The 25,722-nt window shown below is 71.8% G+C and carries 21 protein-coding genes and 2 pseudogenes; 12 read left to right on the plus strand and 11 right to left on the minus strand.

The features are described 5' to 3' along the window. Positions 1 to 35 precede the first annotated feature (35 nt). The 3 genes from I8N67_RS05860 to I8N67_RS05870 form a co-directional block, all read right to left on the minus strand. The gene (locus I8N67_RS05860; RefSeq protein WP_200301501.1) at positions 36 to 2,036 is read right to left on the minus strand and encodes an FtsX-like permease family protein; all 2,001 of its coding nucleotides are present in this window, start codon (positions 2,034 to 2,036) and stop codon (positions 36 to 38) included. 157 nt (positions 2,037 to 2,193) lie between these two features. After that, on the minus strand, positions 2,194 to 2,916 hold the full coding sequence (locus I8N67_RS05865; RefSeq protein WP_200301502.1) for an ABC transporter ATP-binding protein: 723 nt from the start codon (positions 2,914 to 2,916) through the stop codon (positions 2,194 to 2,196). A 76-nt stretch (positions 2,917 to 2,992) separates the two neighbouring features. Next, on the minus strand, positions 2,993 to 3,361 hold the full coding sequence (locus tag I8N67_RS05870) for a hypothetical protein (protein WP_200301503.1): 369 nt from the start codon (positions 3,359 to 3,361) through the stop codon (positions 2,993 to 2,995). Positions 3,362 to 3,524: 163 nt separating this feature from the next. Here I8N67_RS05870 and I8N67_RS05875 point away from each other — a divergent pair. The 3 genes and pseudogenes from I8N67_RS05875 (at position 3,525) to I8N67_RS05885 (ending at position 8,091) form a co-directional block, all read left to right on the plus strand. Beyond that, positions 3,525 to 4,780 (plus strand): annotated as a pseudogene (locus tag I8N67_RS05875) (sensor histidine kinase). Positions 4,781 to 4,856: 76 nt separating this feature from the next. After that, positions 4,857 to 5,618 carry a peptidoglycan-binding domain-containing protein gene (locus I8N67_RS05880; protein ID WP_200301504.1) on the plus strand — a complete coding sequence of 254 codons (762 nt, stop codon included), beginning with the start codon at positions 4,857 to 4,859 and terminating at the stop codon, positions 5,616 to 5,618. An 82-nt stretch (positions 5,619 to 5,700) separates the two neighbouring features. Beyond that, positions 5,701 to 8,091 (plus strand): SpoIIE family protein phosphatase, encoded by a 2,391-nt coding sequence (locus I8N67_RS05885; protein ID WP_200301505.1) that lies wholly within the window; start codon positions 5,701 to 5,703, stop codon positions 8,089 to 8,091. A 54-nt stretch (positions 8,092 to 8,145) separates the two neighbouring features. Here I8N67_RS05885 and I8N67_RS05890 read toward each other — a convergent pair whose 3' ends face one another. Together I8N67_RS05890 and I8N67_RS05895 are read right to left on the minus strand one after the other, a co-directional pair. Beyond that, the gene (locus tag I8N67_RS05890; protein WP_200301506.1) at positions 8,146 to 10,050 is read right to left on the minus strand and encodes a phosphatase PAP2 family protein; all 1,905 of its coding nucleotides are present in this window, start codon (positions 10,048 to 10,050) and stop codon (positions 8,146 to 8,148) included. Between the two features lie 94 nt (positions 10,051 to 10,144). Further along, on the minus strand, positions 10,145 to 11,059 hold the full coding sequence (locus I8N67_RS05895) for a BadF/BadG/BcrA/BcrD ATPase family protein (protein ID WP_200301507.1): 915 nt from the start codon (positions 11,057 to 11,059) through the stop codon (positions 10,145 to 10,147). Positions 11,060 to 11,301: 242 nt separating this feature from the next. Here I8N67_RS05895 and I8N67_RS05900 point away from each other — a divergent pair, with 242 nt between their 5' ends. From I8N67_RS05900 to I8N67_RS42310, 6 genes and pseudogenes are all read left to right on the plus strand, one after another. Continuing rightward, complete coding sequence (locus I8N67_RS05900; protein WP_200301508.1) at positions 11,302 to 12,423, plus strand: ROK family protein; 1,122 nt, start codon at positions 11,302 to 11,304, stop codon at positions 12,421 to 12,423. A 278-nt stretch (positions 12,424 to 12,701) separates the two neighbouring features. Further along, a complete protein-coding gene (locus I8N67_RS05905) occupies positions 12,702 to 14,024 on the plus strand; it encodes an ABC transporter substrate-binding protein (RefSeq protein ID WP_200301509.1) in 1,323 nt (440 codons plus the stop codon). 129 nt (positions 14,025 to 14,153) lie between these two features. Then, the gene (locus I8N67_RS05910) at positions 14,154 to 15,074 is read left to right on the plus strand and encodes a carbohydrate ABC transporter permease (protein WP_200301510.1); all 921 of its coding nucleotides are present in this window, start codon (positions 14,154 to 14,156) and stop codon (positions 15,072 to 15,074) included. Next, positions 15,071 to 15,973 (plus strand): carbohydrate ABC transporter permease, encoded by a 903-nt coding sequence (locus I8N67_RS05915; protein WP_200301511.1) that lies wholly within the window; start codon positions 15,071 to 15,073, stop codon positions 15,971 to 15,973. Before I8N67_RS05910 ends, I8N67_RS05915 begins: the two co-directional genes overlap by 4 nt. Before the next feature lie 2 nt (positions 15,974 to 15,975). Next, complete coding sequence (locus I8N67_RS05920) at positions 15,976 to 17,694, plus strand: hypothetical protein (protein ID WP_200301512.1); 1,719 nt, start codon at positions 15,976 to 15,978, stop codon at positions 17,692 to 17,694. Positions 17,695 to 17,742: 48 nt separating this feature from the next. Continuing rightward, positions 17,743 to 17,973: pseudogene (locus I8N67_RS42310) on the plus strand (hypothetical protein); the annotation flags it as partial. On the opposite strand, the gene I8N67_RS05925 reads toward I8N67_RS42310, so the two are convergent. Then, entirely contained in the window at positions 17,972 to 18,625 is a 654-nt protein-coding gene (locus I8N67_RS05925) for a nucleoside/nucleotide kinase family protein (protein ID WP_200301513.1), read from the minus strand. The pseudogene I8N67_RS42310 and the gene I8N67_RS05925 sit on opposite strands and share 2 nt — an antisense overlap. Before the next feature lie 94 nt (positions 18,626 to 18,719). Here I8N67_RS05925 and I8N67_RS05930 point away from each other — a divergent pair, with 94 nt between their 5' ends. After that, the gene (locus tag I8N67_RS05930) at positions 18,720 to 19,598 is read left to right on the plus strand and encodes an ANTAR domain-containing protein (protein ID WP_200301514.1); all 879 of its coding nucleotides are present in this window, start codon (positions 18,720 to 18,722) and stop codon (positions 19,596 to 19,598) included. A gap of 81 nt (positions 19,599 to 19,679) precedes the next feature. Here I8N67_RS05930 and I8N67_RS05935 read toward each other — a convergent pair whose 3' ends face one another. The 5 genes from I8N67_RS05935 to I8N67_RS05955 all read right to left on the minus strand — a co-directional run bounded on the left by I8N67_RS05935 (position 19,680) and on the right by I8N67_RS05955 (position 24,292). Then, positions 19,680 to 20,843 carry a serine hydrolase domain-containing protein gene (locus I8N67_RS05935; protein ID WP_200301515.1) on the minus strand — a complete coding sequence of 388 codons (1,164 nt, stop codon included), beginning with the start codon at positions 20,841 to 20,843 and terminating at the stop codon, positions 19,680 to 19,682. A 197-nt stretch (positions 20,844 to 21,040) separates the two neighbouring features. Beyond that, positions 21,041 to 22,372 carry a CAP domain-containing protein gene (locus I8N67_RS05940; RefSeq protein ID WP_200301516.1) on the minus strand — a complete coding sequence of 444 codons (1,332 nt, stop codon included), beginning with the start codon at positions 22,370 to 22,372 and terminating at the stop codon, positions 21,041 to 21,043. 40 nt (positions 22,373 to 22,412) lie between these two features. Next, positions 22,413 to 22,730, minus strand: coding sequence for a YkvA family protein (locus I8N67_RS05945; RefSeq protein WP_200301517.1), 318 nt, complete (start codon positions 22,728 to 22,730; stop codon positions 22,413 to 22,415). A gap of 105 nt (positions 22,731 to 22,835) precedes the next feature. Next, positions 22,836 to 23,219 (minus strand): hypothetical protein, encoded by a 384-nt coding sequence (locus I8N67_RS05950; protein ID WP_200301518.1) that lies wholly within the window; start codon positions 23,217 to 23,219, stop codon positions 22,836 to 22,838. Positions 23,220 to 23,368: 149 nt separating this feature from the next. After that, complete coding sequence (locus I8N67_RS05955) at positions 23,369 to 24,292, minus strand: MurR/RpiR family transcriptional regulator (protein WP_200301519.1); 924 nt, start codon at positions 24,290 to 24,292, stop codon at positions 23,369 to 23,371. 201 nt (positions 24,293 to 24,493) lie between these two features. Between I8N67_RS05955 and I8N67_RS05960 the strand changes: the two genes are divergently transcribed. Together I8N67_RS05960 and I8N67_RS05965 are read left to right on the plus strand one after the other, a co-directional pair. Beyond that, positions 24,494 to 24,880: a hypothetical protein gene (locus I8N67_RS05960; protein WP_200301520.1), complete on the plus strand. Its 387-nt coding sequence runs from the start codon at positions 24,494 to 24,496 to the stop codon at positions 24,878 to 24,880. Beyond that, positions 24,880 to 25,713, plus strand: a complete 834-nt coding sequence (locus I8N67_RS05965) for a DUF1206 domain-containing protein (RefSeq protein WP_200301521.1) — start codon at positions 24,880 to 24,882, stop codon at positions 25,711 to 25,713. Before I8N67_RS05960 ends, I8N67_RS05965 begins: the two co-directional genes overlap by 1 nt. Positions 25,714 to 25,722 lie beyond the last annotated feature (9 nt).

The raw sequence follows: 25,722 nt of genomic DNA on the forward strand, positions 1-25,722 counted from the left end.
ACGAGGGGAGTCCGGGGCGGACCGGGTCGGGCGGGTCAGTCAGGATCCTGGGCCCGTTCCGCCGTCACCTTCCGCAGCAGCGGCCGGCTGCCGGCGAGCGCCGCGAACATGGTGGCCGCGCCGAGGGCGACACAGAGGGCGAGCCGTACGGCCCCCGACGAGTCCGTCTCCATGTGGAACATCTCGTTGACCTTCATCCCGGCGTAGATCCCGGTCGCCGTCGTACCGCCGGCGAGGACCACCAGGGGCAGCGCGGTCTCCCGCATCCGCGCCCGGTCCAGGACCTTCAGCGGTGTACCGGCCAGCCGCAGCAGCCCGTACACCCGGCGCCGGTCGAGCACCGTGGCCGCCGCGGTGAGCCCGGCGGAGGCGGCGGCGACCAGGAAGCCCAGGGCCAGGACCGCGAGCCCCATCTCACCGATGACCCGCGTCGTGATGTCGCCCTCGGCGTTGACGTAGTCCTCGGTGAAGGGGAGGTTCCCGGGCGAGAGGGAGGACAGCGCGGTCGTGGCGGTGTCGATCTGCTCCTGGCCGCCGCGGACATGGACCACGACACCCTTGCTGCCGCTCAGGATTCCGTCCCACACATCGGCGCTTGCCGTCTCCACGCTCGCCTTCACCCTGGCCTTGGCAAGCAACTCCCTTGCCTGTACGGCGAGTTCGCGCGGCTTTCCGTGGTCGGCGCGGACCGCCACCTGCCCCGGACAGTCGTAGCCCCCGATGCCGACCTGGCCGACGGTGAAGAACCCGGCGACGAGCCCGGCGAGGACCAGCCCGCTGACCGTGCGCCAGGCGCCGCGCGGGTCGTCGCTGAGCCGGCGCGCGGCCAGCAGGGTCGCCGGGCGGCGCGCGAAGCGGCTCAGCAGCCGGCCGAGCATGTCGACGACCCAGGGGCCGAGCATCCAGAACGCCCCGTACACCAGGACGATCAGCGCGAGCGACTGGCCGGTGCTCAGCCCGCCGCCGTGGGCGGTGACCGTCACGTACAGCCCGATGGCGACGAACAGCACCAGCCGGATCAGCCGCGTCCGGCGCGGATCGGCCTGTTGGGCGACGCCCAGCGGGGAGCGGGCCACCCCGCGCAGCGTCGACACGGCACTGACCGAGGTGAGCACGGCCACGGCCGCCACCACCGCGAGCAGCCACGGCAGTCCGACCCACAGCTCCCCGTACCAGGTGCCGATGCCGTACGGCACCCACGTGAGGACCGGCAGCAGCAGGGTGTACGCGACCGCGCCGAGCAGGCCGCCGGCCAGGCCCACGGCCGCCGATTCGACGCCGGTCATGGCCAGGATCTGCCGGGGTGTCGCTCCGGCCAGCCGCAGCGCGGCGAGCCGCTGCTCACGGCGGGCGACACCGAGACGTCCGGCCGCCGAGGCCAGCACGATCACGGGCACGACGAGGAGGGCGCCGCCCAGTACCGCGGCCTGTTGGTCGAAGGAGGTGAACATGCTCGGCTTGGTGCCGGTGAAGCCGGAGACGCGGGCGCGGGCGGCGAGGGTGTTGAGGGCGTCGCCCTCGGGCGCGCGGGTGATCGCGGGGTCGTCGGGTGTGCGGCCGACGACCGCGACGAGTTCCTCGGGGGCGCCGAGACCCGCCTCGCCGAGGGTGCCGTAGTCGGTCTTGGCGGGGAAGCGGTTCGCGAGCTGCCCGGCGGGCAACCGGTCCATCAGGTTCGCCAGGGCGGGGGAGAGGTACGTCCGGCCTGGGGCGGGGAACCGGTCCAGGCCGGGTGGGGCGGGGGTGTCCGGCCGGTTCGGGAGCTGGGCCAGTGAGACCACCGTGACGGGGCGGTGGTTCACGTACGTCGTGCCGAGGGTCTGGATCGCGGTGGCCTGTGCCGCCGATACGGCGTCGGGGGTACGCCAGGCCGTGCGGTCGGCGCGGGTGCCGGAGCCGAGGTGGGCGGAGAGGAGGGTGAGGAGGATGAGGGCGCCTGCGGCTGCCGCCGCGGCGGACAGGAGGTGGCTCTGGAGGCCGCGTCGGCCGGAGGAGCGGGTCAGGTGCCAGGTGAGGGGGAGGACGGGGGAGCGCATGGAGGTCTCCGGGGAGGAAAGGGGGCGCGGTGCCTGGGAGCTCGGGTGGTTCTGTGGGATGGCGGGTGCGGGTCGTTCGTGGCTTGTCGCGCCCACGCGGCGGAGCCGCATATCGATACGGCCCCGCGCCCCTTTGGGGCGGGGCCGTGGTTGCCGGTTACGCCACCGTGTACTGGCTGTAGCCGCTCACGCGGCCGTCCCTCACCTGGAGGACGCGGTCGCAGTGGGCCGCCACCTCGGCGTCGTGGGTGACCATGACGAGGGCGGCGCCCTGGTCGCGGGTGACCGAGGTGAGGAGGCGGATGACCTCCTCGCCGGTGGACTGGTCGAGGGCGCCGGTGGGTTCGTCGGCGAAGACGACGTCGGGTTCCACGGCGAGGGCGCGGGCGATGGCGACGCGCTGGGCCTGGCCGCCGGAGAGCTGGCCGGGGCGGCGGTGCTCCAGGCCCGCGAGGCCCAGCGGGGCGAACCAGCGGCGGGCCCGCTGCACGGCCTGGCGGCGTGGCACGCCCTCCAGCATCAGCGGGAGGGCGACGTTCTCCTCGGCGGGCAGTTCGGGCAGCAACTGGCCGAACTGGAACACGAACCCGAAGCGCTTGCGGCGCAGGGCGCTGAGCCGGTTCTCGCCCCAGTGGTCGACGCGCCCCCAGCCTTCGGCCGGGGGGATCTCCATCTCGCTTCGCTCGCCGCGCAGCAGCACCTGACCGCGGTCGGGGCGGATGATGCCGGCGAGGGTGTGGAGCAGGGTCGACTTGCCGGAGCCGGACGGGCCCATGATGGCGAGGGACTCACGCTCGGCGACCTGCACGTCCACGCCGGCCAGGGCGTTGGTGGTGCCGTACTTCTTGATGAGGCCGTTGCCGGCCAGGACGGTGCTCATGAGGGGTGACGGGTCCTTCCTGCGGGGTCCTGCGGGCCCTGTGGGGTCTTGTGGTTCTGTCGGGTCCTGCCGGGATCTAGGCGCGCTCGAACTTCCAGGTGACGCTGGAGGCGTCGGCCTTGACGACGGTGACGGGGATGGAGAGGTCCTTGCCGTCGCCGTCCTTCGCGGTGCACGTCACCTTGGTGTCGGCCACCGCCTTGAGGTCGGGGCACTTCAGGCCGGAGATGTCGCCGCCGATCCAGGGCAGCGGGCTGTACTTGGACTCGGTGCGGCCGGCGACGAGGTCCCCCTTGAGCGCCTTCTGGCCGTCCACGGTCACGGCGCTGTACCGGTCGATCCCGGTGGTGGATTCGGTGCCGCTCATCGCATAGGTGAGGGCCCCGCCGCCGAGGGCCACGGCCGCCACGGCGGCACCGGTCATGATCAGGGGCTTGCGTTCCATGATGTGCTCCTGCGTTCGGGGGAGGTGAGGTTGTGGCACCAACCTCTCCCGGCGGCGGGGGCGCGCACCTCGGCCGAACGGCCAGGCTTCGCGGCCCGCCGGACACGCTCCCTCAGCCGTACGGCCGATACGGGCCACCGCGGGGCTGCCTACTGTGATCTGCGTGAACCTCGCGCTCGACACCAAGGAACCCGCAGGCGACACCGGACGGCCGGTGCGCCCCGCCGGGCCGGGCTGCGTACGCGTCGGCGGCCTCGTGGCCCTGGTCCTGGCCTGCGGGTCCGACTTCCTCGTCCTCGGGACGGAGGAGGACACCGCCTACCTCTGGCTGCACCTGGTCGCCCTGGGGGTCGGCCTCGCGGCACTGCTGTGGCCCGAGCGCCGCCGACCCGCCCGGCTGACCCCGCAGGTGCGGACCGCCCTCCCCGCCCTCCCCGCCCTCGCCGCCGCCGCGAACGTGGTGACCCTGCTGGTGGCCGGGCAGAAGGGCGGCTTCGGCCCCGGGCAGGCGGTCGTGCTGCTGTGCCTGCTCGTGGTCGCCGTCCGTGGCTGCCCGCCCGGCTGGGCGCTGGCCTGCGGACTGCTCGACGGTCTCGTCCTGTTCGCGCTGCCGCTGCCGTACTACGCCGTCGAACCGGACGCCAGTCTCTTCGGCGTGAGTGCGGTGTTGCTGCTGGTCGCGGGCGTCACGGCCGCGATCGCCGCCTATCTGCGCACCCTGGACCACCGGCGGACCCAGGTCGTCACCGAGACCCGCCGGGCCGAGCGGCTCGCCATGGCCGCCGACCTGCACGACTTCGTCGCCCACCACGTCACCGGGATCCTGGTGCAGACGCAGGTCGCGCGGATGATGGCCGCCGGCGGAGCCGGGCGATCCGGGACGGGGGCCGCCCCGGACGACGTGGGGGAGCGGCTGGACCCCGTCCTCGCGGGCATCGAGCGGGCCGCGACCGAGGCGTTGGCCTCGATGCGCCGCACGGTCGGCGTGCTGCGTGACCACGACGACGAGGCCGGGTCCGCCGACCGGCGCCCGGTCGGCGATCTGACGGGCATCGACGAACTGGTGCGAGGCTTCGACGGCGTGGGCGGTGTCGACGGCCGCACCGCCCGGCTGCGCCGCGACCCGTCCGTCCCCGACGGCAGGAGGCGCTGACGAACGTCCGCCGGCACGCCGCCGACGTCACCGAGGTCACCGTCGCCCTCCGCTGCGCCGGCGGCGACCTGGAGGTCTCGGTGCGCGACGACGGTCGCGGCGGCGCCCGCCTTCCGGAGGCGGCCCGGGGCGGTGGCTTCGGCCTCGTCGGTCTCACCGAACGCGTCACCGCGCTCGGCGGCCGCATCCAGGCACGCCCGCGCGCCGACGGACCCGGCTGGGAGGTCGTCGCCGTACTCCCGGCCGGACCGGCGTCCGCCGGGTGAGCTGAACCTCCCGGCCGGAGTTCCCGTATCTCCTCACGGGGATGGCGGGAGACCGCGTGCACGGAAGGAGACCAGCGTGTCGATACCGCCCGAACCGGGGCAGACGGCGAAGCGCCCGACGATCGAGCCCACCTATGTCATACGCCGACGCCGGACCGAGGCCCTCGCGGAACTGCTGCGCGAGATGGAGCTGCACAAGGGGACGACCGACGCAAACGACGAGTACGAGACGGTCGCCGTCCCGCCGATGCCGGACCCGACACCGCCCCCGCCCCCGGCCCGTGAGCGGATCCTGCCCCGGACGGAGTACGAGACCGAGGAACTGCCCCCGTTCATGGTCGGCGAGGACTTCGGCGCCGACACGGTCCAGAGCGGTGGGCGAAGGCAGCGGCGGCGCCCGGCACGCGGCGACGGACCGGGGCTGAAGCGTGCCGCGGTGGTCGTCGGCGTCGGCGCGGCGGCCCTGATCGGCTTCGGCGCCGCGCTCCTGCTGCCCGGAGGCGACACGGAGAAGGAGGCGAAGACCGTCACCCCGGCCACGTCGGCACCCGCGACCTCCGCCCCGCCGCGGAACGACGCCGCCGACTCGGACGCCGCCGACCCGGACGGCGCCGGCACCCTGCGCGAGGGCGACACCGGCGCCGAGGTCCTGGAACTCCAGCGACGGCTGCTCCGCATTCCGAATGTGTACGACAACGGTTCCACCTCGGGCCAGTACGACGCCGTACTGAAGGAAGCGGTGGCGCGTTTCCAACTCTGGTACGGCATTCGGGGCGACGAGACGGGCGTGTACGGCGACGACACCCGCCAGGACCTGGAATCCCGCACCACTCGGTAGCCGCACGGCGGGGCCGCCACCCCCGGTACGTCACGGGCGTATCCGGGTTGTTGCCCCGCCTGGGACGGACCATCCTGGCCATATGGTGACGAAGGCGTCCGGCGCCTCGCGGGCTGCCACGGCCGGTGAGGCGATGGCGGTGGTCGATGCGCGCGGCCTCGTCTCGGGCTGGAGCGAGGGCGCCCGGCGGCTCACCGGACACCCCGCCGAGGACGTCGTCGGACGGCCGGCGGCGGACCTGGTCGACGGGGACGCGGCGGCGGTGTGGCGGACCCTGCTGACGCACGGCGACGCCTTGGTGGACCTGCGCTACCGGGACGGGCGGCGGCAGAAGGTGGCCCTGCGGATGTGCCCGCTGCGGGGCGGCGCGGGCGAGCGGCGGGGTTTCGCCGTCACCGCCACACCGGACCGGACCGAGCGGGGCCTCGGCGAGCTGGCCTTCAAACAGGCGTCGATGTCCATGTCGATCTTCGACACCGGGCAGCGCTATCTGCGGATGAACGACTGGGCGTGCCGGGTCATGGGCCAGCCCGAGGAGGAGTTCCGGCACCAGTACTTCCCCGACACCGTGGAGAACGCCGAACACAGCCGCGGCTTCCTGCGCCACCTGGAGATCGTCGTGGAGACCGGACAGCCGGTCCACTACGAGAGCTGGACCCGCTCGCCGTCCGGCCGGCGCATGCACGCCTGGAGCTTCGAGATGTGGCCCGTGCGGGACCACGCCGGAGAGCTCATCGGCACCGCGCTCGCCGGGTTCGACAGCAGCGAGCAGTACTGGGCGCGCCAGCGCCTGGCGCTGCTGAACGAGGCCGCGCGGACCATCGGCACCAAGCTCGACGTCATCCAGACCGCCCGCGAACTCGCCGAGCTGGTGGTGCCCCGGCTCGCCGACTTCGCCAGCGTCGACCTCCTGGAGTCGGTGCTCCAGGGCGAGGAACCGGAGACGGGCCCCCTGGACGGCGGGGTGGAACTGCGCCGGGCCGCCCACCACTCCCGTACCCGCGGCGTCCCGGAGGCGGCCATCGGCCTGGGCACCGCCGACGTCTATCCGCCCTCCTCGCCACCCGCCCGGGCCCTCCTCACCGGCGCGCCCGTCCTCACCCGCACCGGCGACGGCGATCTCGACACCTGGTTCGCCCAGCACGGCACCCGCTCCGCCAAACTCCAGGAGGCCGAGGACCACGACCTGTCCCTGATGGCCGTACCGCTGGTGGCCCGCGGCACGACCCTCGGGGTGGCCGTCCTGGTCCGGACGCTGACCCCCGAACACCCCGACGCCTTCGACCAGGACGACGTGTCGCTGGCCGAGGAACTCTCCAGCCGGGCCGCCGTCTGCGTCGACAACGCCCGCCGCTACACCCGGGAACGTACGACGGCGCTGACGCTCCAGCGGAGCCTGCTGCCCAAGACGGTCGCCGGACAGGCGGCCGTCGAGTTCGCCTCCCGCTATCTGCCGGCGCTGTCGCAGGCCGGGGTGGGCGGCGACTGGTTCGATGTGATCCCGCTGTCCGGGACCCGGGTGGCGCTGGTCGTCGGGGACGTCGTCGGCCACGGCATCCACGCCTCCGTCACCATGGGCCGGCTCCGAACAGCCGTATGGGCGCTCGCCGACGTCGACCTGCCGCCCGACGAACTCCTCACCCACCTCGACGACCTCGTCGAACACCTCGCGGCCGGCGACGACACGGGCAACGGGGAGATCGGCGCCACCTGCCTGTACGCGGTGTACGACCCGGTGGACCGCAGCTGCACGATCGCCTCGGCCGGGCATGTGCCGCCCGTGGTCGTGCGCCCCGACGGCAGCGTCGAGGTCGTCGAGGTGGCGGCGGGACCGATGCTCGGCGTCGGCGGACTCCCGTTCGAGGCGACGGAGCTGGAGCTGCCCGAGGGCTCGGTCCTCGCCCTCTACACCGACGGCCTGGTCGAGGCCCGCGACCGGGACCTCGACACCGGCACCGCCGCCCTGTGCGCCGCCGTGGCCGGACCGGTGGGCGGGCTGGAGAGCGCCTGCGACGCCGTGCTGAAGGCGCTGCTGCCCGACACGCCGGCCGACGACGTGGCTCTGCTGCTCGCCCGGACCCGCGCGCTCGACGCGGAACAGGTGGCCGTCTGGAATCTCTCCGACGACCCGGCGCTGGTCTCCAACGCGCGCAAGCTCGCCACCGAACAGCTCGTCCGCTGGGGCCTGGACGACGCGGTCTTCGTCACCGAACTCGTGGTCAGCGAACTCGTCACCAACGCCATCCGCTACGGCGGTGCCCCCATCCAGCTGCGCCTCATCCGCGACCGTACCCTCATCTGCGAGGTCTCCGACGCCAGCAGCACCTCACCCCATCTGCGCCGGGCCCGCAGCTTCGACGAGGGGGGCCGCGGCCTGCTCCTCGTCGCCCAGCTCACCGACCGCTGGGGCAGCAGGCCCAGCGGCGCGGGGAAGACCATCTGGGCCGAGCAGGCGCTGCCGCCCAGCCTGTGAACAACTGTTGGGGGCGGCTCGCGCCACCCCCAACAGCCTTACGAGCTAAGGAAGTTACTTCTTCCGCAGGCGCACCGACACCCCGTGCGCCGTGCGGACCTGCTCGGCCGTCCAGCCCTCGACGGCCACGGAGACCTCGGCGAACCGGCCCCGCAGGGAGCGCGCCCCGACGACCGCCACCGTGCTGCCGGAACGCGGCGCCTGCTCGGCGTCGAAGCGGACCACCAGCGAGCTGCCCCGCTCCAGGACCGCGTGCCCGTCCACCACGAGGGCGGCGTCGGTGCCCCGGTCCAGGGTCACGTCGAGGACACCGGCCTGCGTGTAGCCGCCGCGCACCCGGACGGTGTGGTCGCCCGTGCTCAGCGTGCCGCCCTTCACCTGGACGTCACCGCGGCCGAGGGCCTCCTTCGAGGCCGCCGCGAGGACACCGGCCTCCACGACGGTGCCGCCCGTGTACCGGTTGGCGCCGGTCAGCGTCAGCGTGCCGCTGCCCCGCTTGACGACACCGCCCGAGCCGGAGATGTCGTGGCGCCAGGTGTCGGCCGCGTGGAAACCACCGAGCGCGGCGTCCAGCGTGACGGTCACCTTCGAGTCGAAGGCGCCGTAGCCGTCCGCCGCCGCGAACAGGTTGAGCCGGCCCCACTGCTCCCAGCCGTCCAGCAGCACATACCCGGACGGCAGCGCGGTCGTGCGCAGCACCTCGCGCCGCTGCGCCGCGTCGAGGTACGGCAGCCGCGTCTCCAGCAGGACCTCGGCGCCCTTCGGCACGGTCAGGTCCGTGGAACGGCCGGCGCGGGTCAGCACGTACGTCAGCTTCGGCTCGACGGTCCGGGCGTTGGCCCGGCGGTCGGCGTACCGGTCGTCGGCGTCCGAGTGCGCGTACGTGAACAGCGTGTCGGCCGTCGTGCCCGTCTTCGCCTGGAAGTACTCGGCGGCCTGCTTGCGCGCGGCGGCCTTCAGGGCGGCGTTCTTCGGGTCGGCGAGCGCGGCGGCGGCCAGCGCGGTGGCCATGACCCGGCCGCCGAGGACGTCGACCGTGGAGTGCATCCCGGACATGATCCGGGTGTGGCTCAGCTCGAAGGCACGGGTCACGATCTCCTGGAACCGCTCCGGGACCGCGTACGCGAACGCCAGCGCCGCCAGGTGGAAGGCGTTGGTGTGGCCGCTGGGGAAACCGCCGTCCTCGGCCGCGTTCTCGCCGCGCTGCCGCAGCAGCTGTGTGACGACGACGACGTCGGAGTCGTAGACGGGGAACCCGAGGTCGTCCGTCTTCCCGGTGTCGACGACCTCGCTGTTCTCGTTCATCCGCCAGGGACGCGGGTACTGGAAGCTGAACTTGGCGGGGTTGCCCGAGGCGAACGGCCCGCGCACGGTGTCGACGAGCTTCGCCACCTGACCGAGGTCCGAGTCGTACGATCCGGCACCCAGCGCGGACCCGGCGGGCGCGTCGGCGGGCACGGCGTCGTTGATCTTGGTTGCCGGTATGCCGTCCGGGGCGGCGGTGATCGAGGTGACCGCCTTGGCGCCCGAGCGGTACAACTCGGCCAGCGGGCCGAGGGCGTTGATCATCGCGTAGCTCTGGTGCTGCCGGTCGTAGACGAAGGCCTCGCGGGCCTGTGCCTCGGTGCGGCGGTTCGTGATGCGCGCGCAGTAGCGCATGTTGGCGCGCAGGATCTCCGGCAGGAGCGGGGTGCCGGTGTTCCAGGCGCCGCCGGTCTTCCAGATCTCCGCGAAGCCGCCGAGGGCGCGGATCACGGCGTTGGTCTCGGGGGTGAGGTTCGCCGTGATGTTGGTGGTGTAGTCGTCGACGAACGCGGCGAACGCGGTGGCGGCCTTGGCTTCGGGGGCCTGCCACAGGTTCGCGAGGGTCGGAGCGGCGATCAGGCCGGCCGACACGCCGAGGGAGTTCCTGAGGAAGACGCGGCGGTTGAGCGTGTGGTGCCCGGCAGATGACGGCATGGAGCGCCGCTCCTTTCGCGGTGTGATGATCGTGCGGGCTGAGCGTGGAGGTGATGTGTGACCGGTTGGTGGCCGGTCGGTGACCGGTGGGTGGTCAGCGGGTGACCGGTCGAAGGAGAGTGCGTGCGAGTGCCAACGCCCCCTCGACCGGCGGCACTTGGAGTACATGTGGTCGCGCGGACGGTACGGCATCGAGGAGTGCTTCGGCGAATGCCGAGTACAGGGCGGGCCGGGAGCGGATCGTCCCGCCGGCCACCACCACGTCGTCCACGGCGATCCCGCGGGCGGCGAGCCGCGCCACGAGCAAGGCGAGTGCACGACCCCCTTCCGCGATCACCCGACTGGCGAGAAGTGAGCCCTCCTCGGCGGCGTCGAACACTACGGTCGCGTGTCGGCCCCAGTCGGCGGACACGTCGGTGGCGGACTCCAACGCCCCGCCGAGAGCCGGGACTTCGCCCACCCCGAAGACGGCGGTCAGCCGGTCGGCGAGCGCGTCGGGCGCCTCGCCGCGGTCGTGTGCCGCCCACACGGCACGGGCCGCCTCACGGACCAGACCGGCGGCGCCGCCCTCGTCCCCGAGGACCGCGCCCCAGCCGCCGACCTGCACCGAAGAGCCGTCGGCGGACCGGCCGACGGCCACCGAACCGGTGCCCGCGACCAGGCCCACCCCCCGGTCGAAACCGGCGGCGGGCACCAGCAGCTCGGCGTCCCCCACCACCAGACACGGCACCTGAAGCCGTTCCTGGAGGGCGAGACGTATCCCCTCGCACTGCCGGGGTGTCTCGCAGGCGTGCGCGCCGACGGCCACGGCGGACGGGAGGGTGTGCGCGGGCAGCGCCTCCCCGACCAGCGTGGCCAGCCATGCGGTCGCGGCCGCCGGGTCGTGCGGCCGCCAGCCACGGCTCGGACGGACGTGATCGGCGACGGAGTCCGTCCCCGCGACAGCGCGGAGATGGGTCTTGGTGCCGCCCACGTCGATACCGACCGCGACGGGCCTGGAGTCCTGCACGAAGGGCCTCCCTCGTCGTTGCGTTGCGATGGCGCAGCGACGGTGGGGCGAAACCGTGCCTGGACACACAGGGTCTGTGGGGGGTGCTAGTGAAGCCCCGGGACGGGCTTCTGCTGGTGCGGCAGGCGAGTACCGCTTGACTTCGTTAGGAAATTAACTAACGAATATGGGTGAGTCAAGGGTTACGACCCGGATACCGCACAACCGTGCGGTCGGACGATCGCGGCACGACTGGGGAGAGCATGCAACTGAGCGAGAGCGCCCGCGCTGTGTTCGCCGTACTGGCCGCGTCGAGCACCGCCACCCGCCCTCAACTGGCGACCGGGGCGCGCCTTTCCAAGCCGACCGTGTCCACCGCCGTGGCCGAGCTGGAGGCCGCCGGTCTCGCCGCCCGCTCCGGCACCCTCAACGGCGGAACCGGCAGGTCGGCGGCCGTATACGATCTCGGGCGCGCCGCCGGCGCGGTGCTCGCCGTCGACCTCGGCCCCAGCGTCACCCGGGTGCGGGTCTGCGCCCTGGACGGCACCCTGCTAGCCGAGGGCACCGGCCTGCGGGCGGACACCGTCGACGTGGTCGCGGACGCCCTCTGCGTGCTGTCGGCCGGGGCGCCGCTGCGCGCCATCGTCGTCGCTGTCGGGGATGTCACCGTCCAGAGCCGGGAGGGCACGGCCGTCCGCCCCGCCACCGCCAAGGCGGGACCCATCTTCGACGCCCTGACCGTGGCGCTCCCGCCGGGTGTGCCCGTCCACGTCGAGAACAACGTGAACTGCGCCGCCCTGGCCGAGCTGCACGAGGGCGCCGCCCGGGGCCGGGACACCTTCGGCTATCTGCGGATCGGGGTCGGTATCGGTCTCGGTGTCGTCATCGGCGGCCAGGTCCTGCGCGGTGCGAACGGCGCCGCCGGTGAGGTGGCCCGGCTGCCCTACCCGTGGGACGCGGACCGGGAACCCCGCCACGAGGGCCTGGAGGCGCACATAGGCGCGGGCTCCCTGCTGCGCCGGGCGGCGGGCGCCTGGCGGGGCTTGGACGACCCGTGCCCGGACACCGTCGACGGGCTGTTCGCGCTGGCCGACGCCGGACACGCCACGGCCTGCGCGGTCGTCGACCGGCACGCCGCCGACGTGGGCAGACTCGCCGCCGCGGCGACCGCCGTCCTGGACCCGGGCCTGATCGTGCTGGGCGGCGCGGTGGGCTCCAAGCCCCTGCTGCTGCCCGGCGTACGGGCCGAACTGGCCCGGCTGAGCTGGCCCACCGAGGTCGTGAGCAGTGCGCTCGGCGACAGTGGCACCGTCGTGGGGGCCAGTCGGCTGGCCGTGGCCCGGGGAATCCAAACCGTGACCGGAGGCGCGGCGGTGAAGCATTGACGGACTCCACCGGCATCTGCCAATGTCCGGACAAGCGCTTTCTAAGTCGGCCGGGACGCCGGCTTGGGGCGAGCCTCCCGCCCGTACTCGACGTACGGCAACCGCACGAGGGCGTGCCCGTGCGGTGACGGCCAGAACGGCCGGGGATCCCGCCCCGCGTGGACGACGCAGCCGGGCGAGGCTGCGCCCCCGGAAAGCGAACTTCTCCTGCAAACTGCACCCGTGCCGCCTCGGTCGGCGCCGTGCTCTGTCCCCTACGACGAAATAAGGGATCGAAGATGATCACTGTGGGTGTGCGGCGCTCCCGCCGACTCGGCCGCGGCGGTATGCGCCGCCTGGTTCCCCTCGCTGCCGTTGCCACGGCAGGTGCCCTGCTGCTCTCCGCCTGCGGAGGGGAATCCGACTCGGGCGGGACCTCCAAGGCGCTGACGTTCTGGATCTCCACGGTTCCGGGGCAGGACGCGGGCTGGAAGAAGATGGTGGCGCAGTACGAGAAGGAAACCGGCGTCAAGGTCAAGCTCGTCAACATCCCCTACGACGGCTACGACGCGAAGCTGCGCAGCGCCGCGCAGGCGAACTCCCTGCCCGACGTGGCGGCAGTGCCGAAGCTGGACCCGATCTGGTCGAACAAGCTGCTCGACCTCAGCTCCATCGCCAACAACAAGACCAACAAGATCAACACCAACTTCGTCGCCAAGGACTCGTCCGGGAAGGTGCTGTCCATCCCCTCGGACGTCACCGCGTCCGGCATGTTCATCAACAAGACGCTCTTCGAGAAGGCCGGTGTCGACTACCCGACCTCGCCCGACAAGACCTGGACCTGGACCGAGTTCATCAAGGCGGCGAACGAGGTCCGGGAGAAGACCGACGCCAAGTACTCCCTGACGTTCGACCAGTCGCCGTCCCGGCTGCGCGCCATGGTGTACGAGATGGGCGGGAAGTACGTCCACGCCGACGACTCCGGTAAGTTCTCGGTGGACGCGGCGACCAAGAAGGCCGTGAACACCTTCGTCGGATGGAACGACGACAAGACCATGCCGAAGTCGGTGTGGACCAGCGGCGCCGACCCGTCGGCCATGTTCCAGAGCGGTGACGTGGTCGCCTACTGGTCCGGTGTGTGGCAGGTCGCCGCCTACGCGGAGAGCATCACGAAGTTCGAGTGGGCGAGCGTCCCGAGTCCCGCCCAGCCGGTGCAGGCCAGTGACGTCAACAGCGGTGGCATGACGGTCGGCTTCAACAACAACGCCGACGCGGCCGCCGCCGCGGAGAAGTTCCTGTCCTGGCTGTACGAGCCGGACCACTACCAGGCGCTGTGCGAGGCGTCCGGCTTCCTGCCGGTCGAGAGCGGTCTGAACCCGAAGTACCCCTTCGAGTCCGAGGCGGCGCAGGCGGCGTTCAAGCTCTACAACGAGTCCATCCCGCTCTACGACCCGATCTCCGGCTACTTCAACACCGCGCAGACGAACTGGGTGCTGAAGGGCAAGAGCCTCACCGACGACCCGACCAAGGCGGAGCTCGGCAAGGCGATCAACGGCGAGCAGTCGGCCGACAAGGCCCTGCAGAACATCGTGGACGGCTACAACCAGCAGGTCGGCGGCTGAGTGTAGGCCGACAGTCCCGGGCGGCGGTGTCGAGACACCGCCGCCCGGGCCCGCGGACCCCACCCCACGTGATGCCGGGCTCATGGCCTGAGCCCCCAGGACCCATTCCACCAGCACGGAGTCAGGAAGATGACAAAACGCGCCTCGGACGCTTCGGACGTGTCCGTGAGCCCGCCCAGGAGACGAAGCAAGTACACCCTCGCACCGCTCGTCCTCATCACGGGCAATGTCGTGCTCTTCGCGCTGTTCTTCGTCTGGCCGGCGGTGATCGGGCTCGTCTACTCCTTCACGAACTACACGGGCGTAGGGGCGTTCCAGTTCGTCGGACTGGACAACTACCAGAAGCTGCTCGGGGACTCGACCTTCTACGCCGCGACGACCCGCACGCTCCTGTACACCGTGCTCTTCGTTCCGCTGAACTTCGTGTTGTCGCTGCTCATCGCCAACGTGCTGGTGAGCAAGCACGCCAAGGGCACGTCGGTCGCCCGCATCTTCTTCTTCATCCCGTGGCTGCTGTCGCCCATCATCGTGGGTGTCCTGTGGCGGTGGCTGTTCGGTGAGAACTTCGGACTGGTCAACTACTTCATCGAGAAGGTCGGCGGAAGCGCCGTTCCATGGCAGTCGAACGCGGACCTGTCACTGATCGTGGTCGTGGTGGCGGCAGCCTGGGCCTGGACGGGCTTCTCCATGCTGCTGTTCATCGCGGCGATCAAGAACGTACCGACGTCGTACTACGAGGCGGCCGCGCTCGACGGCGCCGGTCCGTGGCGCCAGTTCATCAGCATCACCCTGCCGAGCATCGCCCCCACCTCCTTCATCGTCATCCTGCTCAACACGATCCACGCGATGAAGGAATACGCGGTGTTCGCCTCCCTCAACAACGGTGGACCCGGAACGTCGAACAACCTGCTTGTCCAGTACATCTACCAGACCGGCTTCGACCAGGGCCAGATCGGCTACGCGAGCGCCGCGTCGTTCGTGCTCATGCTCATCCTGATGGCCGTCGCGATCATCCAGATGATGGTCAACCGGCGGGTGGAGAACCGATGACAACCACAGACACAGTGCGCAAGGTCGACGCCGATTCCGTGCCGGCCGTCTCCAGGAAGCAGCGCCGCGGCGCGGCAAGCGGCGGGCTTCGGCGCGCGATTGCCCCGACGACTCTGCTGTGGGTCCTGGCGGCCCTCTACGGGCTGCCGGTGCTGTGGTTCGTCCTCAGCTCCTTCAAGCCGGCGGGAGACCTGTTCTCCCTTCCGCTGACGGTGTTCCCGGACGACCCCACCGTGTCGGGTTACAAGGAAGCGTGGGCAAGCTCCAACTTCTCCGGGTACTTCATCAACACGATCATCGTGTGTGTGATCGCGACGATCCTCACGGTGGGGGTCAGTTGCTGCACCGGGTACGCGCTGGCCAAGTACGACAACAAATGGCTCAAGGCCTTCTTCCTCTGCATCCTGGCCACCACGATGCTGCCGGCCGAGGTCATGCTCGCCCCGCTGTTCCTGGTGGTCCGCGACCTCGGCTTCTACAACTCGCTCTCCGGCATCATCCTCCCGGCCCTGCTCACCGCGACCGGGTGCTTCATGTTCCGCCAGTTCTTCCTGACGGTCCCCGACGAGCTCATCGAGGCCGCCCGCATCGACGGCGCGCGTGAGCTGTCGATCTTCATGCGGATCATGGTGCCGCTCTCCCGGCCCATCATGCTGACGCTCGCCATCCTGTCGTTCCAGTGGAGGTGGAACGACTACATCTGGCCGCTGCTGATGCTGAACGACCCCGAGAAGTTCACGGTGCAGATCGGCATCCAGAGCCTCGTCGGCGCGCAGAACATCAACTGGTCGGTGCTGCTCGGCGGATCGGTCATCTCCATGGTCCCGCTGATCGTCGTCTTCCTGGTGTTCCAGAAGTACGTCATGAACGCCGACATCAACGCCGGACTGAAGGACTGACCTTGCCCACCCCGCTCGACCACGAGTTCGTCCGGTCGGCGGCCCGCGCCGCCGACCGGCTGGCCGCCCTGCTCGCGGCCCGCCCCGACGAGGAACCCGCCGGTGTGCCGCACCGCGGCCTGGCGCGGCGGGTGAAGACCCTGGTCGCGGCATACCGTTCCCCGGACTCGGCGCTGCACGGAAGTGGGCGGGCCGTCGCCGCCGCGATGACCCACCTGGGCGCCCTCAGGGCCGCGCAGACCCCCACCGGCCTCTTCGCCGGCGGCGACAACGTGCAGTCACCGCCGGACTCCGCGTTCACCCTCAACGACGTGTGCGACGCGCACGTCCTCGCCGCCGGCGCGGGGCCGGAACTGCGCGACGTCACGGCCGCCCTCGCCGAGATCGCCGGCGCCGCCACCGGCAGCCTCCTGACGGGCGGGGTGCACACCCCGAACCACCGCTGGGAGCTGTGCGCGGCGCTGGCCCGGCTGCACCGGTCGTTCCCGGACGACCGGCTGCTCGACCGCGTCGAGGAGTGGCTCGCCGAGGGCGTCGACATCGACGCGGACGGCCTGTACTCGGAACGCAGCGCCAACTACGCGGCCCATGTGTCCAACCCGTCGCTGCTGCTCCTGGCCGAAGTGCTCGGCCGCGCCGACCTGCTGTACGCCGTCGAACGCAATCTCGCCACGACCCTGGACCTGATCAGGCCGGACGGCACGGTGGAGACCGTCCATTCGCGACGGCAGGACCAGAACCGCCCGTTCCCGCTGGCGCCCTACCTGCCGCACTACCGGCTGCTCGCGATCCGCACCGGCCGGGGCGACTTCGCCCGGGTGGCGCGGCTGGCGGCCGCCGGCGGTATCGACGACCCCGGCCTGCTCGCCGAGACCCTCCTCACCCCGGACCTGTGCCGCGCCCTGCCGGCCCCGACTGCGGAGCCCCTTCCGCGCGACCGGTACCTCACCACCGCACGCCTCGCCGCACGCGCCTCGGCCACCGCGCACACGGTGGTGTACGGCGGCTCCGACGTGCCCGGGCACCGGCGCATCCGCTCGGGCCTCGCCTGCAACCCCACCTTCCTGCGCCTGTTCGCCGGCGACGCCGTCCTCGAAGCGGTCCGTCTCTCGCGGGGATTCTTCGACCTGGGCCCGTTCCGCGCCGCCGACATGCAGCAGCTTGCCGACAACCGGTACCTGCTCGCCGAGACCCTCACGGCCGCCTACTACCAACCGCTCCCGACGGACCAGCGCCGGAACGACGGCGTCTACCGGATGGCGGACGAGGGACGCTTCTCGGCCGCGATGGCCTTCCCGGACCGGCCTCGGGACGAGGTCTCACACACGACCCGCGTCGAGGTGGACCTGCGGGAAGACGGGGCCGACCTGCGGATCGACATCAGCGGACCACGGGCGCCCTGGGCCCTCGAACTGACCTTCCGGCCGGGCGGCGTGTCAGAGGGCGCCGTACCGTTCGGCGACGGACGCTGGTGCCTGACGACCGGGCCGATGACCTACCGGGTCGGTGACGACGAGATCCAGGTCAGGGCCGACATCGAGGCAGGCGAACCACTTGCCGGGCCGGACCGGAGCGAGGTACTGCGGTACGACCCGGGTCAGGACTACACCGTGGGGGGAGGCACCGATGCGACGACCGGGAACCGTGTCTACATCGGTGGACTGGGCCCGCACACACTGACCGTCGCACTGCGCGCGCGCCGGCCCGCACCCGTCGTGTGATCCGGCGAACCACGCCATGGCCACCCCAGGCATGAAGGGCTGATCCCCGTGCGCCTCACGCATCGGCGCGGCCCCCTGCACGACCTGCCCGCCACCCCTGAGGCGTACGACGAGGTCCTCGCCGCGGTCACCGAGGAGGCCCTCGCCCGGCTCATGCCCGAGGGCAACCTCGAACACCCCGACTGCGCCGACGACATCGGCGACACCTCCCTCGGCATCACCTCGCTGCCGGCCCTCGCCCGGCAGCGCACGAAGGACCCGCGCCTGCCGGAGGCCGTCAGTGTTCTCCACCCGGCATCGCGGCCGCCGGCACCACGAGATCCGCGTGGTGCCGGGTCGCCGCCACCAGGTCGGCGTTGCGCTGGTCCGTGCCCAGGACCCAGGCGACCGCCTCGTCATGGCCCTTGCCGAACTCCTCGTGGCGGGCGACGAGCCGGCGTACGCGTTCGGTCTCGTCGAGGTCGCAGAACCAGACCTCGTCGAGACGCGACCGCACGCGGGTCCAGTCGCCGTGCTCCAGCAGGAGGTAGTTCCCCTCGGTGACGACCAGCCGGGCAGCCGGCGGCACCGGGATCGAACCGGCGATCGGCTGCTCCAGGGTCCGCTCGAAACCCGGCGCGTAGACGAGGTCGTCCACGTCACGGCGGAGCCTCTCCAGCAGCGCCGCGTAGCCCACCGCGTCGAACGTGTCGGGCGCGCCCTTGCGGTGCCGGCGGCCGAGCCGCACCAGTTCGACATCGGCGAGATGGAAGCCGTCCATGGGGACGTGCGCGACCCATGGCTCACCGTCGCCGTTGAGCGCGCGCGTCAACCGCTCGGCCAGCGTGGTCTTCCCCGCGCCGGGGCTGCCGGTGACACCGAGCAGCACCCGGCGGCCGGGGCGGGCGAGGGACGCGGCCCGCTCCAGCAGGTCGTCGAAGGTCAGGGGCATGCGGACGACGGTAGACCGGATTCCGCGTACTCGGGCCTGGACCGGGCAGACGAGCCCTGCTGCCGGTCGGAACGAGGAGAGCGGGAGGTGCCGGATGCGCGAGGAGTCCTGGTCGGAGCCGGACCACGACGGCGACGCGACACGGGAGGAACTGGCGCGGCTGCGCGCGGAGGTGCGGCAACTGCGCGCCCGGACGGCGGGCCGGCCGCTGGTCGCCCAGGCCCAGGGCATGCTGCGGGAACGGTACGCACTGCCGGACGCGGAGACCGCGTTCGCGCTGCTCCAGCGGGCCTCGCAGCAGCACAACGTCAAGCTGCGCACCCTGGCCGGGGCCGCCGTGAGCGCGCCGCGACCGGACGGACGCGACGCGCTGTGGTTCCCCGGCCGGGCCCGGCACGCGGAGCCGCCCCTCAGCTTCGAGGAGGCACGTGGCCGTCGCGTCGGACGGGGCAACCGGAGCGAGGTTCTCGACGCCGTGCTCAGCCAGGCCCTCGCCGTCGTCGGCACCGACATGGGCAACGTCCAGATCGCCGACCGCGCCGAGGGCGGACTGCGCATCGAACGGCACACGGGACATACCGTGGACTTCGTCGACTTCTTCGCCCACGTCGGTGAGGACGGCACCGCGTGCGCGCTGGCCGCGCGGAACGTCGCCCAGGTGACCGTCCAGGACGTGGCGACCCATCCGGTGTTCGCCGAGGACGCCCGCTCGGCGATCCTGGAAGCGGGCAGCCGCGCCTGCCACAGCGTGCCGCTGACCACCGCCTCCGGGACCTGCGTGGGCATGGTCTCGGCCCATCTCGAAGACCCGGCCGAGGAACTGACACCCGCTCAGATCAAGGCGCTGACCGTCGTGGGAGCCGAGGCCGGCGAGTGGCTGTCCTGGTACGACCGGACGGTGGTCCTGGACGCCCTGGAACACCTGCACACCCTCGGCCGCGCCCACGGCGGCAGCCGCGTCAGCCGCCGCTGACCCGCCTCGCGCCCACGGCGGCAGCCGCGTCAGCCGCCGCTGACCCGCCTGCCCGCCCCGAGCCGCCGTTCGGTCATCGGGTCAGCCGCAGAACGTGGACTCCAGCGTGCGGTTCATGGTCGCGTACACCGTGCCGTTGTTGGACGTGTTGGCGAACGAGGTCACACCGCGCTTGCCGTTCTTCGAGGTGAACGCCCAGGTGTAGTAGCCCTGCACGGTGCCCGTGTGCCCGTACACCGAGATCCCGCACGACAGGTCACGCCGGCGCAGCCCGAGCCCGTACGCCTGGGTGCTGTTCACCGGCGTCCACTTCAGCATCTGCTTCAACTGGGCGGGAGAAGTGAGCTTCCCCCGCATCAGCGCGGAGAGGAACTTGTTGAGATCCTTGGCGCTGGACACCATGGCCCCCGCGCTCTGCGCCCAGGACGTCGTCTGCAGCGTCGAGTCGACCTTCCGGCCGGTGGAGTCGGCGGTCAGATAGCCGCGGGAGTACTTCCCCGGGATCGTGTTCTTCGGGTGGACGTAGAACGTGTCGGCCAGCCTCAGCGGCTTGATGACACGGTTCTGGTACGCGGTCGCCACCGGCTTCTTGGTGATCTTCTCGATGAGCATGCCCGCGACGACGAAGTTGGCGTTGGAGTACGCGTAGGTCGCCCCCGGCTTGTTGGTGAGCGGCTTGGCGAGCGACAGGTCCATCAGCCGTTGGTAGGTGAAGACCTTGTTGCGCACGTTCTCGAACCCCGAGACCGTCTGGGCGAAGAGGGTGTTGGTGTAGTCGTACAGCCCGCTGCGGTGACTGAGCACATGCCGCACGGTGATCCGCTTGTCGGGCAGCAGCCCCGGCAGATATGTGTTGACCGAGGTGTCGAGCTTGATCTTGCCCTCGTCGACCAGTTGGAGCAGGACCACCGCGGTGAACGTCTTGGTGACGCTGCCGATGCGGATGAGGTCCCCGGTGCCGATGGCCCGCTTGGCGGACCGGTCGGCGAGGCCTTCCGCCAGATGGTGCACCTTGCCGTGGTCGTCGATCCTCGCGAACGCGCCCGGCGCCCCCTGCGACAGCGCGGTGCGCAGCACTTTTCGTAGCGCCACTTGATCGGGTGCCGCCAACGCGGCGGCGGCCGTCGTCGTGTCGGGCCGGGCGGGGGAGCCGGCCGGAGCCGCCGCCTGGGCGGGGACCGTCACGAGGGACAACACCACCGCGCCCAGCGTCGCCACACCCGTGCCCACCGTTCTCGAAACCATCTGACTCGTCTCCCGTTGCCTTCTGTCGGCGCGGAACTCCGGCCGTACCACCGCCGCGGGTCGGGCGTCGGCGTGACCTGTACGCGTCGGAGACACCGACAGGTTGCATTGGAGTCGAGTGATAACAGAGAGTCAAGTAGCCAAGTGGGAAGGCGAGTTGACCAACTCGAAAGAGGGAGAGTCCGGCCGGCCCGGTTTCAGCCGCCGAAGAGCTGCGTCCAGTACGTGCCGGCCGCGCCGCCTCCGGCGAAGCCGATACCTATACGGGTGAAGGTGGGTTTGAGGATGTTCGCGCGATGCCCGGGGCTGTTCATCCAGCCCCGCACGACCTCGGCGGCGGACCGTTGGCCGCACGCGATGTTCTCCCCGATGGACCGCCGGGTGGAACCGGCCGCCGCCGCGCGGTGCCACGGCTCCCTGCCGTCGGGCGAGGTGTGCGCGTAGAAGTCCCGCGCGACCATGTCCGCGCTGTGCGCCTGGGCGGCGTCGGTGAGCGGAGCGTCGGGGGAGAGCGGGGGCAGACCGGCGGCGGTTCGCTCGGCATTGGTGAGGGCGATGACCTCCGCCGCCGTACGTGCCAGGCCGGACCGGCTGAAGGGCTGCGCCCACAGTGCCGTCCAGAACAGCGTGCCCGAGCGCCGGCCGGTGACGTACGCCAGACCGGCCTCGCTGTACGCGGGCTCGTGCAGCGTCTGTCTGGCCCGCTCGTCGGAGAGGCAGTACTCCACGAACTCGGCGGGTGTGCGGGGGCCCGAGACGAGGTGCTCGCCGATGGTCAGATAGGCGTAGCCGCGAGCGGTGACCTGCTGGTGGACGGAGAGACCGTCCGCGCCTTCCGACGCCAGTCGGCCCTGGGCGGCCATCGCGGCGGCGTGGGCTCGGGCGGCAGCCGTGAGTCGGTGGTCGAGGGAGATCGGTGGGGAACCTGCTGAGGCGCGGGTGGAGTTGATCAGGCGGAGGCAGCCGTCCGGGTCCGTGGGTACCGTGCGGGCCGGTGGGGGTTGATCGCGCGGTCCCCCGCGCCCCTCGCGGGGCGCCGGTGGCGGTGCTTCCTCGATCACGTCCACGCCGAAGTCCCTCGCGACTCCCGCCAGTCCGTCCGCGTAGCCCTGTCCCAGCGCCCGGAGCTTCCAGCCGGGGCCTCGGCGGTAGAGCTCCGCGAGCAGCAGTACGGTCTCCCGCTGGGGTCTCGCCGGTGTGAAGCGGGCGATGAGCCGGCCGTCGGCTCCCGTGACCCGCATCGTGGGTGCGGGCAGGTTGCCCAGCGGTGTGCCGGGGGTGGCCGGACTGACGGCCACGGTGAGACGGCTCGCCCCGGCGCGCAGCCCGGCCGGGTCGACCGTCAGTGCCTGGCCGTCGAGGCCGGCGCCCGGGGCGGTCGGCTGGTTGAAGAAGACGAAGTCGGCGTCGCCGCGGACCTTGCCGGTGTCGTCGGTGATGAGGGCGGAGACGTCGAAGGGGCCCGGCACCCTGATCGTCAGGATGCCGCCCGGCAGGGGGACATTGCCCCCTGGTACCAGCTCGCTCATCGGTGCCGTCCGTCGCAGTGACCGTCAGCCCGACAACGTCTCACCCCCGCAGGGCGGTTCCCGTACCCTCCTGGCGCTCGGCGGCCAGGGAGTCCTGACGGCCGGTGCGCATCGACTTCAGGGCGAGCAGCAGGACGCCGATGTCGTCGAGGTAGACCGGGTCCGGTACGAGGTCGGTCGGGAGGACGAGATAGAGGACAGCGCCCCAGAAGACCCACTTGGGGCCGGTGGGCAGGCCCGCCCGACGCAGTTCACGGCGGGTGCGTACCAGTCGCAGGAGCAGCCAGACGGCCACGCCGAGGACGGCGGCCGCGACCAGCGCGATCGCGACGATCACACCCCATGTCCAGGAATCCATCGGTCCCGCCCCTCACTCGCGCCGTGCGGTGCGCCCGGCTGCTGCCTGTCCATCGTCTTCCCTGTGGAGGCGCCGTCTACCGCGGCGCGCGGGGGCAAGGGGACTTCAGTTCGAGGCGCGGGCGAGGTTGTGGTCGACGAGGGCCTGGCTGACGGCACGGATGCTGCGGGCCATGTGGCTCAGCTGCATGACCTCGGCGGCGTACATCTTGATCGTGTGCTCGATGACCGACTCGGACATACCGAGGCTGGGCAGCTCGGAGCGGGCGGTCTGCAGGGCGGTGCGGGCCACCCGGATCTCGTGCTGGACCTGGATCTGCGCGTGCCGGGCGAGCAGGACGGGGTGGCGCATCATCGCCGGGTAGCTGCCGTAGCGGGCCGGCACCAGCTCGCGCAGCCACTTGGCCGCTGACCGCTCCCAGTCGTAACTGCCGGGGGTCTTGACCTGACACGGCCAGTCCGTGCGGATCGGCGAGGAGGTGAGGGCCATGTTCAACGCTCCGGTCTTGCATCGAAGCCTGGTCCAGCGGGTGTGGAGTCTGGGCGGCCCCGGTCCAGGCACCGGGTCACGATCCGCGAGCAGTATTTATATATACCGATGAGTATGCAAGAACATGAAAAAATTCATGTCGTGAGACGTCACTCCTTCAGAAAGAACTGATGCTGCTCCGAGACCTGCTCGTACGCCTCCAGGCGGGCCTGGGTCCGCTCGGGGTCCGCGTCGGTCATGGCCTGGAGCAGTGCGGAGGACATCACCACGGGGGCGGCGTAGGAGTCGAAGACGAGGCGGGAGCCGGTGCCGGTGGCGAAGACGGCGTCGGCCTCGTCCGCGAGCGGCCCGAGCCCCAGGTCGGTGACCAGGGCCACCTTCAGTCCGGCGCCGTGGGCGACCCGCAGCGCGGTCAGCGTCTCCTGCGCGTGCCGGGGCATGGAGAACGCCACCACCCAGGTGCCGCCCGCCTCCCGGGACTGCAGCAGCGCGTCGTAGGCGACCGTGCCGCCCTTGGTCACCAGCCGGACGTCGGGGTGGATACGGCGGGCGGCGTAGGCGAAGTACTCGGCGAGCGCGCCGGAGATCCTGAGGCCGAGGACGGTCAGCGGCGCCGAGTGGGACAGGGCGCGGCCGACCCGGATCACCTCGTCGGGGTCGGCGAAGTCGCGCCGCAGGTTCTCCAGATTCTCGATCTCGGCGTCCACGGCGGCCTGGAGCTCATTGCTGCGGTCCGCCGCCACGGCGCCCGGCGCGCCGCCCAGGGTGGCGAGCGCGATGGACTGGAGCTGTTCGCGCAGTGCGGGGTAGCCGCTGAAGCCGACGGCCGCGGCGAACCGGGTCACCGAGGGCTGGCTCACGCCGACGCGCTCCGCGAGGTCCGTGATCGACAGGAACGCCGCCTCGGTGATGTGCTCGATGAGGTACTGCGCGATCCGCCGCTGCCCGGGGGAGAGCCGGGGGCCGTCGAACAGTTCCCTGAGCCGGGACGTGGGCGACTGCTCGGTCTCCGGGGCGGTCCGTCCGGACGTGATCGCTGATGCCTGCGCACGTGTCTGCTGCGGCGATGGCACGCGCGCGCCTCCTTCGTCTCCCACGACCACTCAACATAGCCCACGGCCCGTGCCGTCCCGGGCGGATGGGGTCACGCGCTCCGGGCCCGCCCGGCCGGCTTCAGCCGCCGCGGATCTCCTCGCGCGCGACCTGCGAGAACCCCGTTTCGGGCCCACCATGGGGGTACCCGCACCCTGTCGTCCACACCAGGGAGAAGGACCGTGATCCTGCCCAGTCTGCCCGTGTCCCAGGTCGAGGTCGTGGTCTGCGACTGCTCCGCCCAGGACGCCGAACGCGTCTTCGCCTGCCTGTGCGCCCACTTCGAGTCGGACCGGCATCCAGCCGACCCGCCCCACGAGACCGGCACCGACCGCCCCACCATGTGGACCGGCACGTACGACACCGCCGCGGTCCCCACCGACACCGAGGAACACCACCGACCGCTGTCCGCGCCCGTCACGGTCGACGTACAGGGCAGCCCGCCCGCCGTACGGCTGCTGCGGGAGGCCCTGGAGGAGACCTACACCGTCCACCAGGTCGGCGTGGAGGCCGGTGACCAGGAGGTGCAGCTCCAGCTGCGGGTCGAGGAGCCGCGGGGACGCCACTGATGACGACACTGGGGGTGGGGAGCGCCCGAGGGGCGCGCAGTTCGCTGACGGAGGGCGCGGCCCGCGCCGGGCTCACCGCACGCGGTGTGATCTATCTGCTGGTCGGGGCGCTGGCCCTGCAGATCACCTTCGGCGGGAGCGGGCAGGAGGCTGACCGGCAGGGCGCGCTGGAGGAGATAGCCGAGAGGCCGCTGGGCTCCGTCCTGCTGTGGGCCCTCGGCATCGGCGTCGTGGGCATGGCGCTGTGGCGGCTCTCGGAGGCCGTGTTCGGCGCGGCGGGCCCCGAGGGCCGCAAGTGGACCAAGAGGCTCGCGTCCGCCGCGCGCTTCGTCTTCTACGCCTTCGTCGCCTACTCGGTGCTGACCTTCGCGGCGGGCGAGGGCGGCGGTGGAAACGGCGGCGGCGGGGGTTCCAGCGACGAGCAGTCCCGGGACGTGACGGCCCGGGCCCTCGAACTCCCCGGCGGGCGGTGGCTCGTGGGCGCGGCGGGCGTCGCCGTGATCGTCGCCGGCGGGTGGATCGGCGTACGGGCCCTGATGCGCTCGTACCACAAGCACCTTCGGCTCGGGGAGATGTCCCGCCGGACGCGCCGGGTCGTCGATGTGACCGGTGTGGTCGGCGGGGTGGCGCGCGGCCTGGTGTTCGCCATGGCCGGCGTCTTCGCCGTCCGTGCCGCGATCGAGTACGAGGCGGACAGGGCCAAGGGCCTCGACGACACCCTCCGCTCCTTCGCCGACGCCCCGGCGGGCCCGGCCCTGCTGGCGTGCGTCGCGGCCGGACTAGTCCTCTTCGGGCTGTTCTCCTTCGCCATGGCGCGCCGGCGCCGGGTGTGAGGCTCCGCG

The organism is Streptomyces adelaidensis, assembly GCF_016598475.1.
Taxonomy (GTDB): domain Bacteria; phylum Actinomycetota; class Actinomycetes; order Streptomycetales; family Streptomycetaceae; genus Streptomyces; species Streptomyces adelaidensis.

Bases quoted from the DNA above. Each gene is read 5' to 3' on its own strand.
- I8N67_RS05900 (WP_200301508.1), top strand. From the start codon at position 11,302: ATGCAACTGAGCGAGAGCGCCCGCGCTGTGTTCGCCGTACTGGCCGCG.
- I8N67_RS05870 (WP_200301503.1), bottom strand. From the start codon at position 3,361: ATGGAACGCAAGCCCCTGATCATGACCGGTGCCGCCGTGGCGGCCGTG.
- I8N67_RS05950 (WP_200301518.1), bottom strand. From the start codon at position 23,219: ATGGCCCTCACCTCCTCGCCGATCCGCACGGACTGGCCGTGTCAGGTC.
- I8N67_RS05890 (WP_200301506.1), bottom strand. From the start codon at position 10,050: ATGCCGTCATCTGCCGGGCACCACACGCTCAACCGCCGCGTCTTCCTC.
- I8N67_RS05930 (WP_200301514.1), top strand. From the start codon at position 18,720: ATGCGCGAGGAGTCCTGGTCGGAGCCGGACCACGACGGCGACGCGACA.
- I8N67_RS05965 (WP_200301521.1), top strand. From the start codon at position 24,880: ATGACGACACTGGGGGTGGGGAGCGCCCGAGGGGCGCGCAGTTCGCTG.
- I8N67_RS05915 (WP_200301511.1), top strand. From the start codon at position 15,071: ATGACAACCACAGACACAGTGCGCAAGGTCGACGCCGATTCCGTGCCG.
- I8N67_RS05865 (WP_200301502.1), bottom strand. From the start codon at position 2,916: ATGAGCACCGTCCTGGCCGGCAACGGCCTCATCAAGAAGTACGGCACC.
- I8N67_RS05860 (WP_200301501.1), bottom strand. From the start codon at position 2,036: ATGCGCTCCCCCGTCCTCCCCCTCACCTGGCACCTGACCCGCTCCTCC.
- I8N67_RS05885 (WP_200301505.1), top strand. From the start codon at position 5,701: ATGGTGACGAAGGCGTCCGGCGCCTCGCGGGCTGCCACGGCCGGTGAG.
- I8N67_RS05940 (WP_200301516.1), bottom strand. From the start codon at position 22,372: ATGAGCGAGCTGGTACCAGGGGGCAATGTCCCCCTGCCGGGCGGCATC.
- I8N67_RS05910 (WP_200301510.1), top strand. From the start codon at position 14,154: ATGACAAAACGCGCCTCGGACGCTTCGGACGTGTCCGTGAGCCCGCCC.
- I8N67_RS05905 (WP_200301509.1), top strand. From the start codon at position 12,702: ATGATCACTGTGGGTGTGCGGCGCTCCCGCCGACTCGGCCGCGGCGGT.
- I8N67_RS05945 (WP_200301517.1), bottom strand. From the start codon at position 22,730: ATGGATTCCTGGACATGGGGTGTGATCGTCGCGATCGCGCTGGTCGCG.
- I8N67_RS05935 (WP_200301515.1), bottom strand. From the start codon at position 20,843: ATGGTTTCGAGAACGGTGGGCACGGGTGTGGCGACGCTGGGCGCGGTG.
- I8N67_RS05925 (WP_200301513.1), bottom strand. From the start codon at position 18,625: ATGCCCCTGACCTTCGACGACCTGCTGGAGCGGGCCGCGTCCCTCGCC.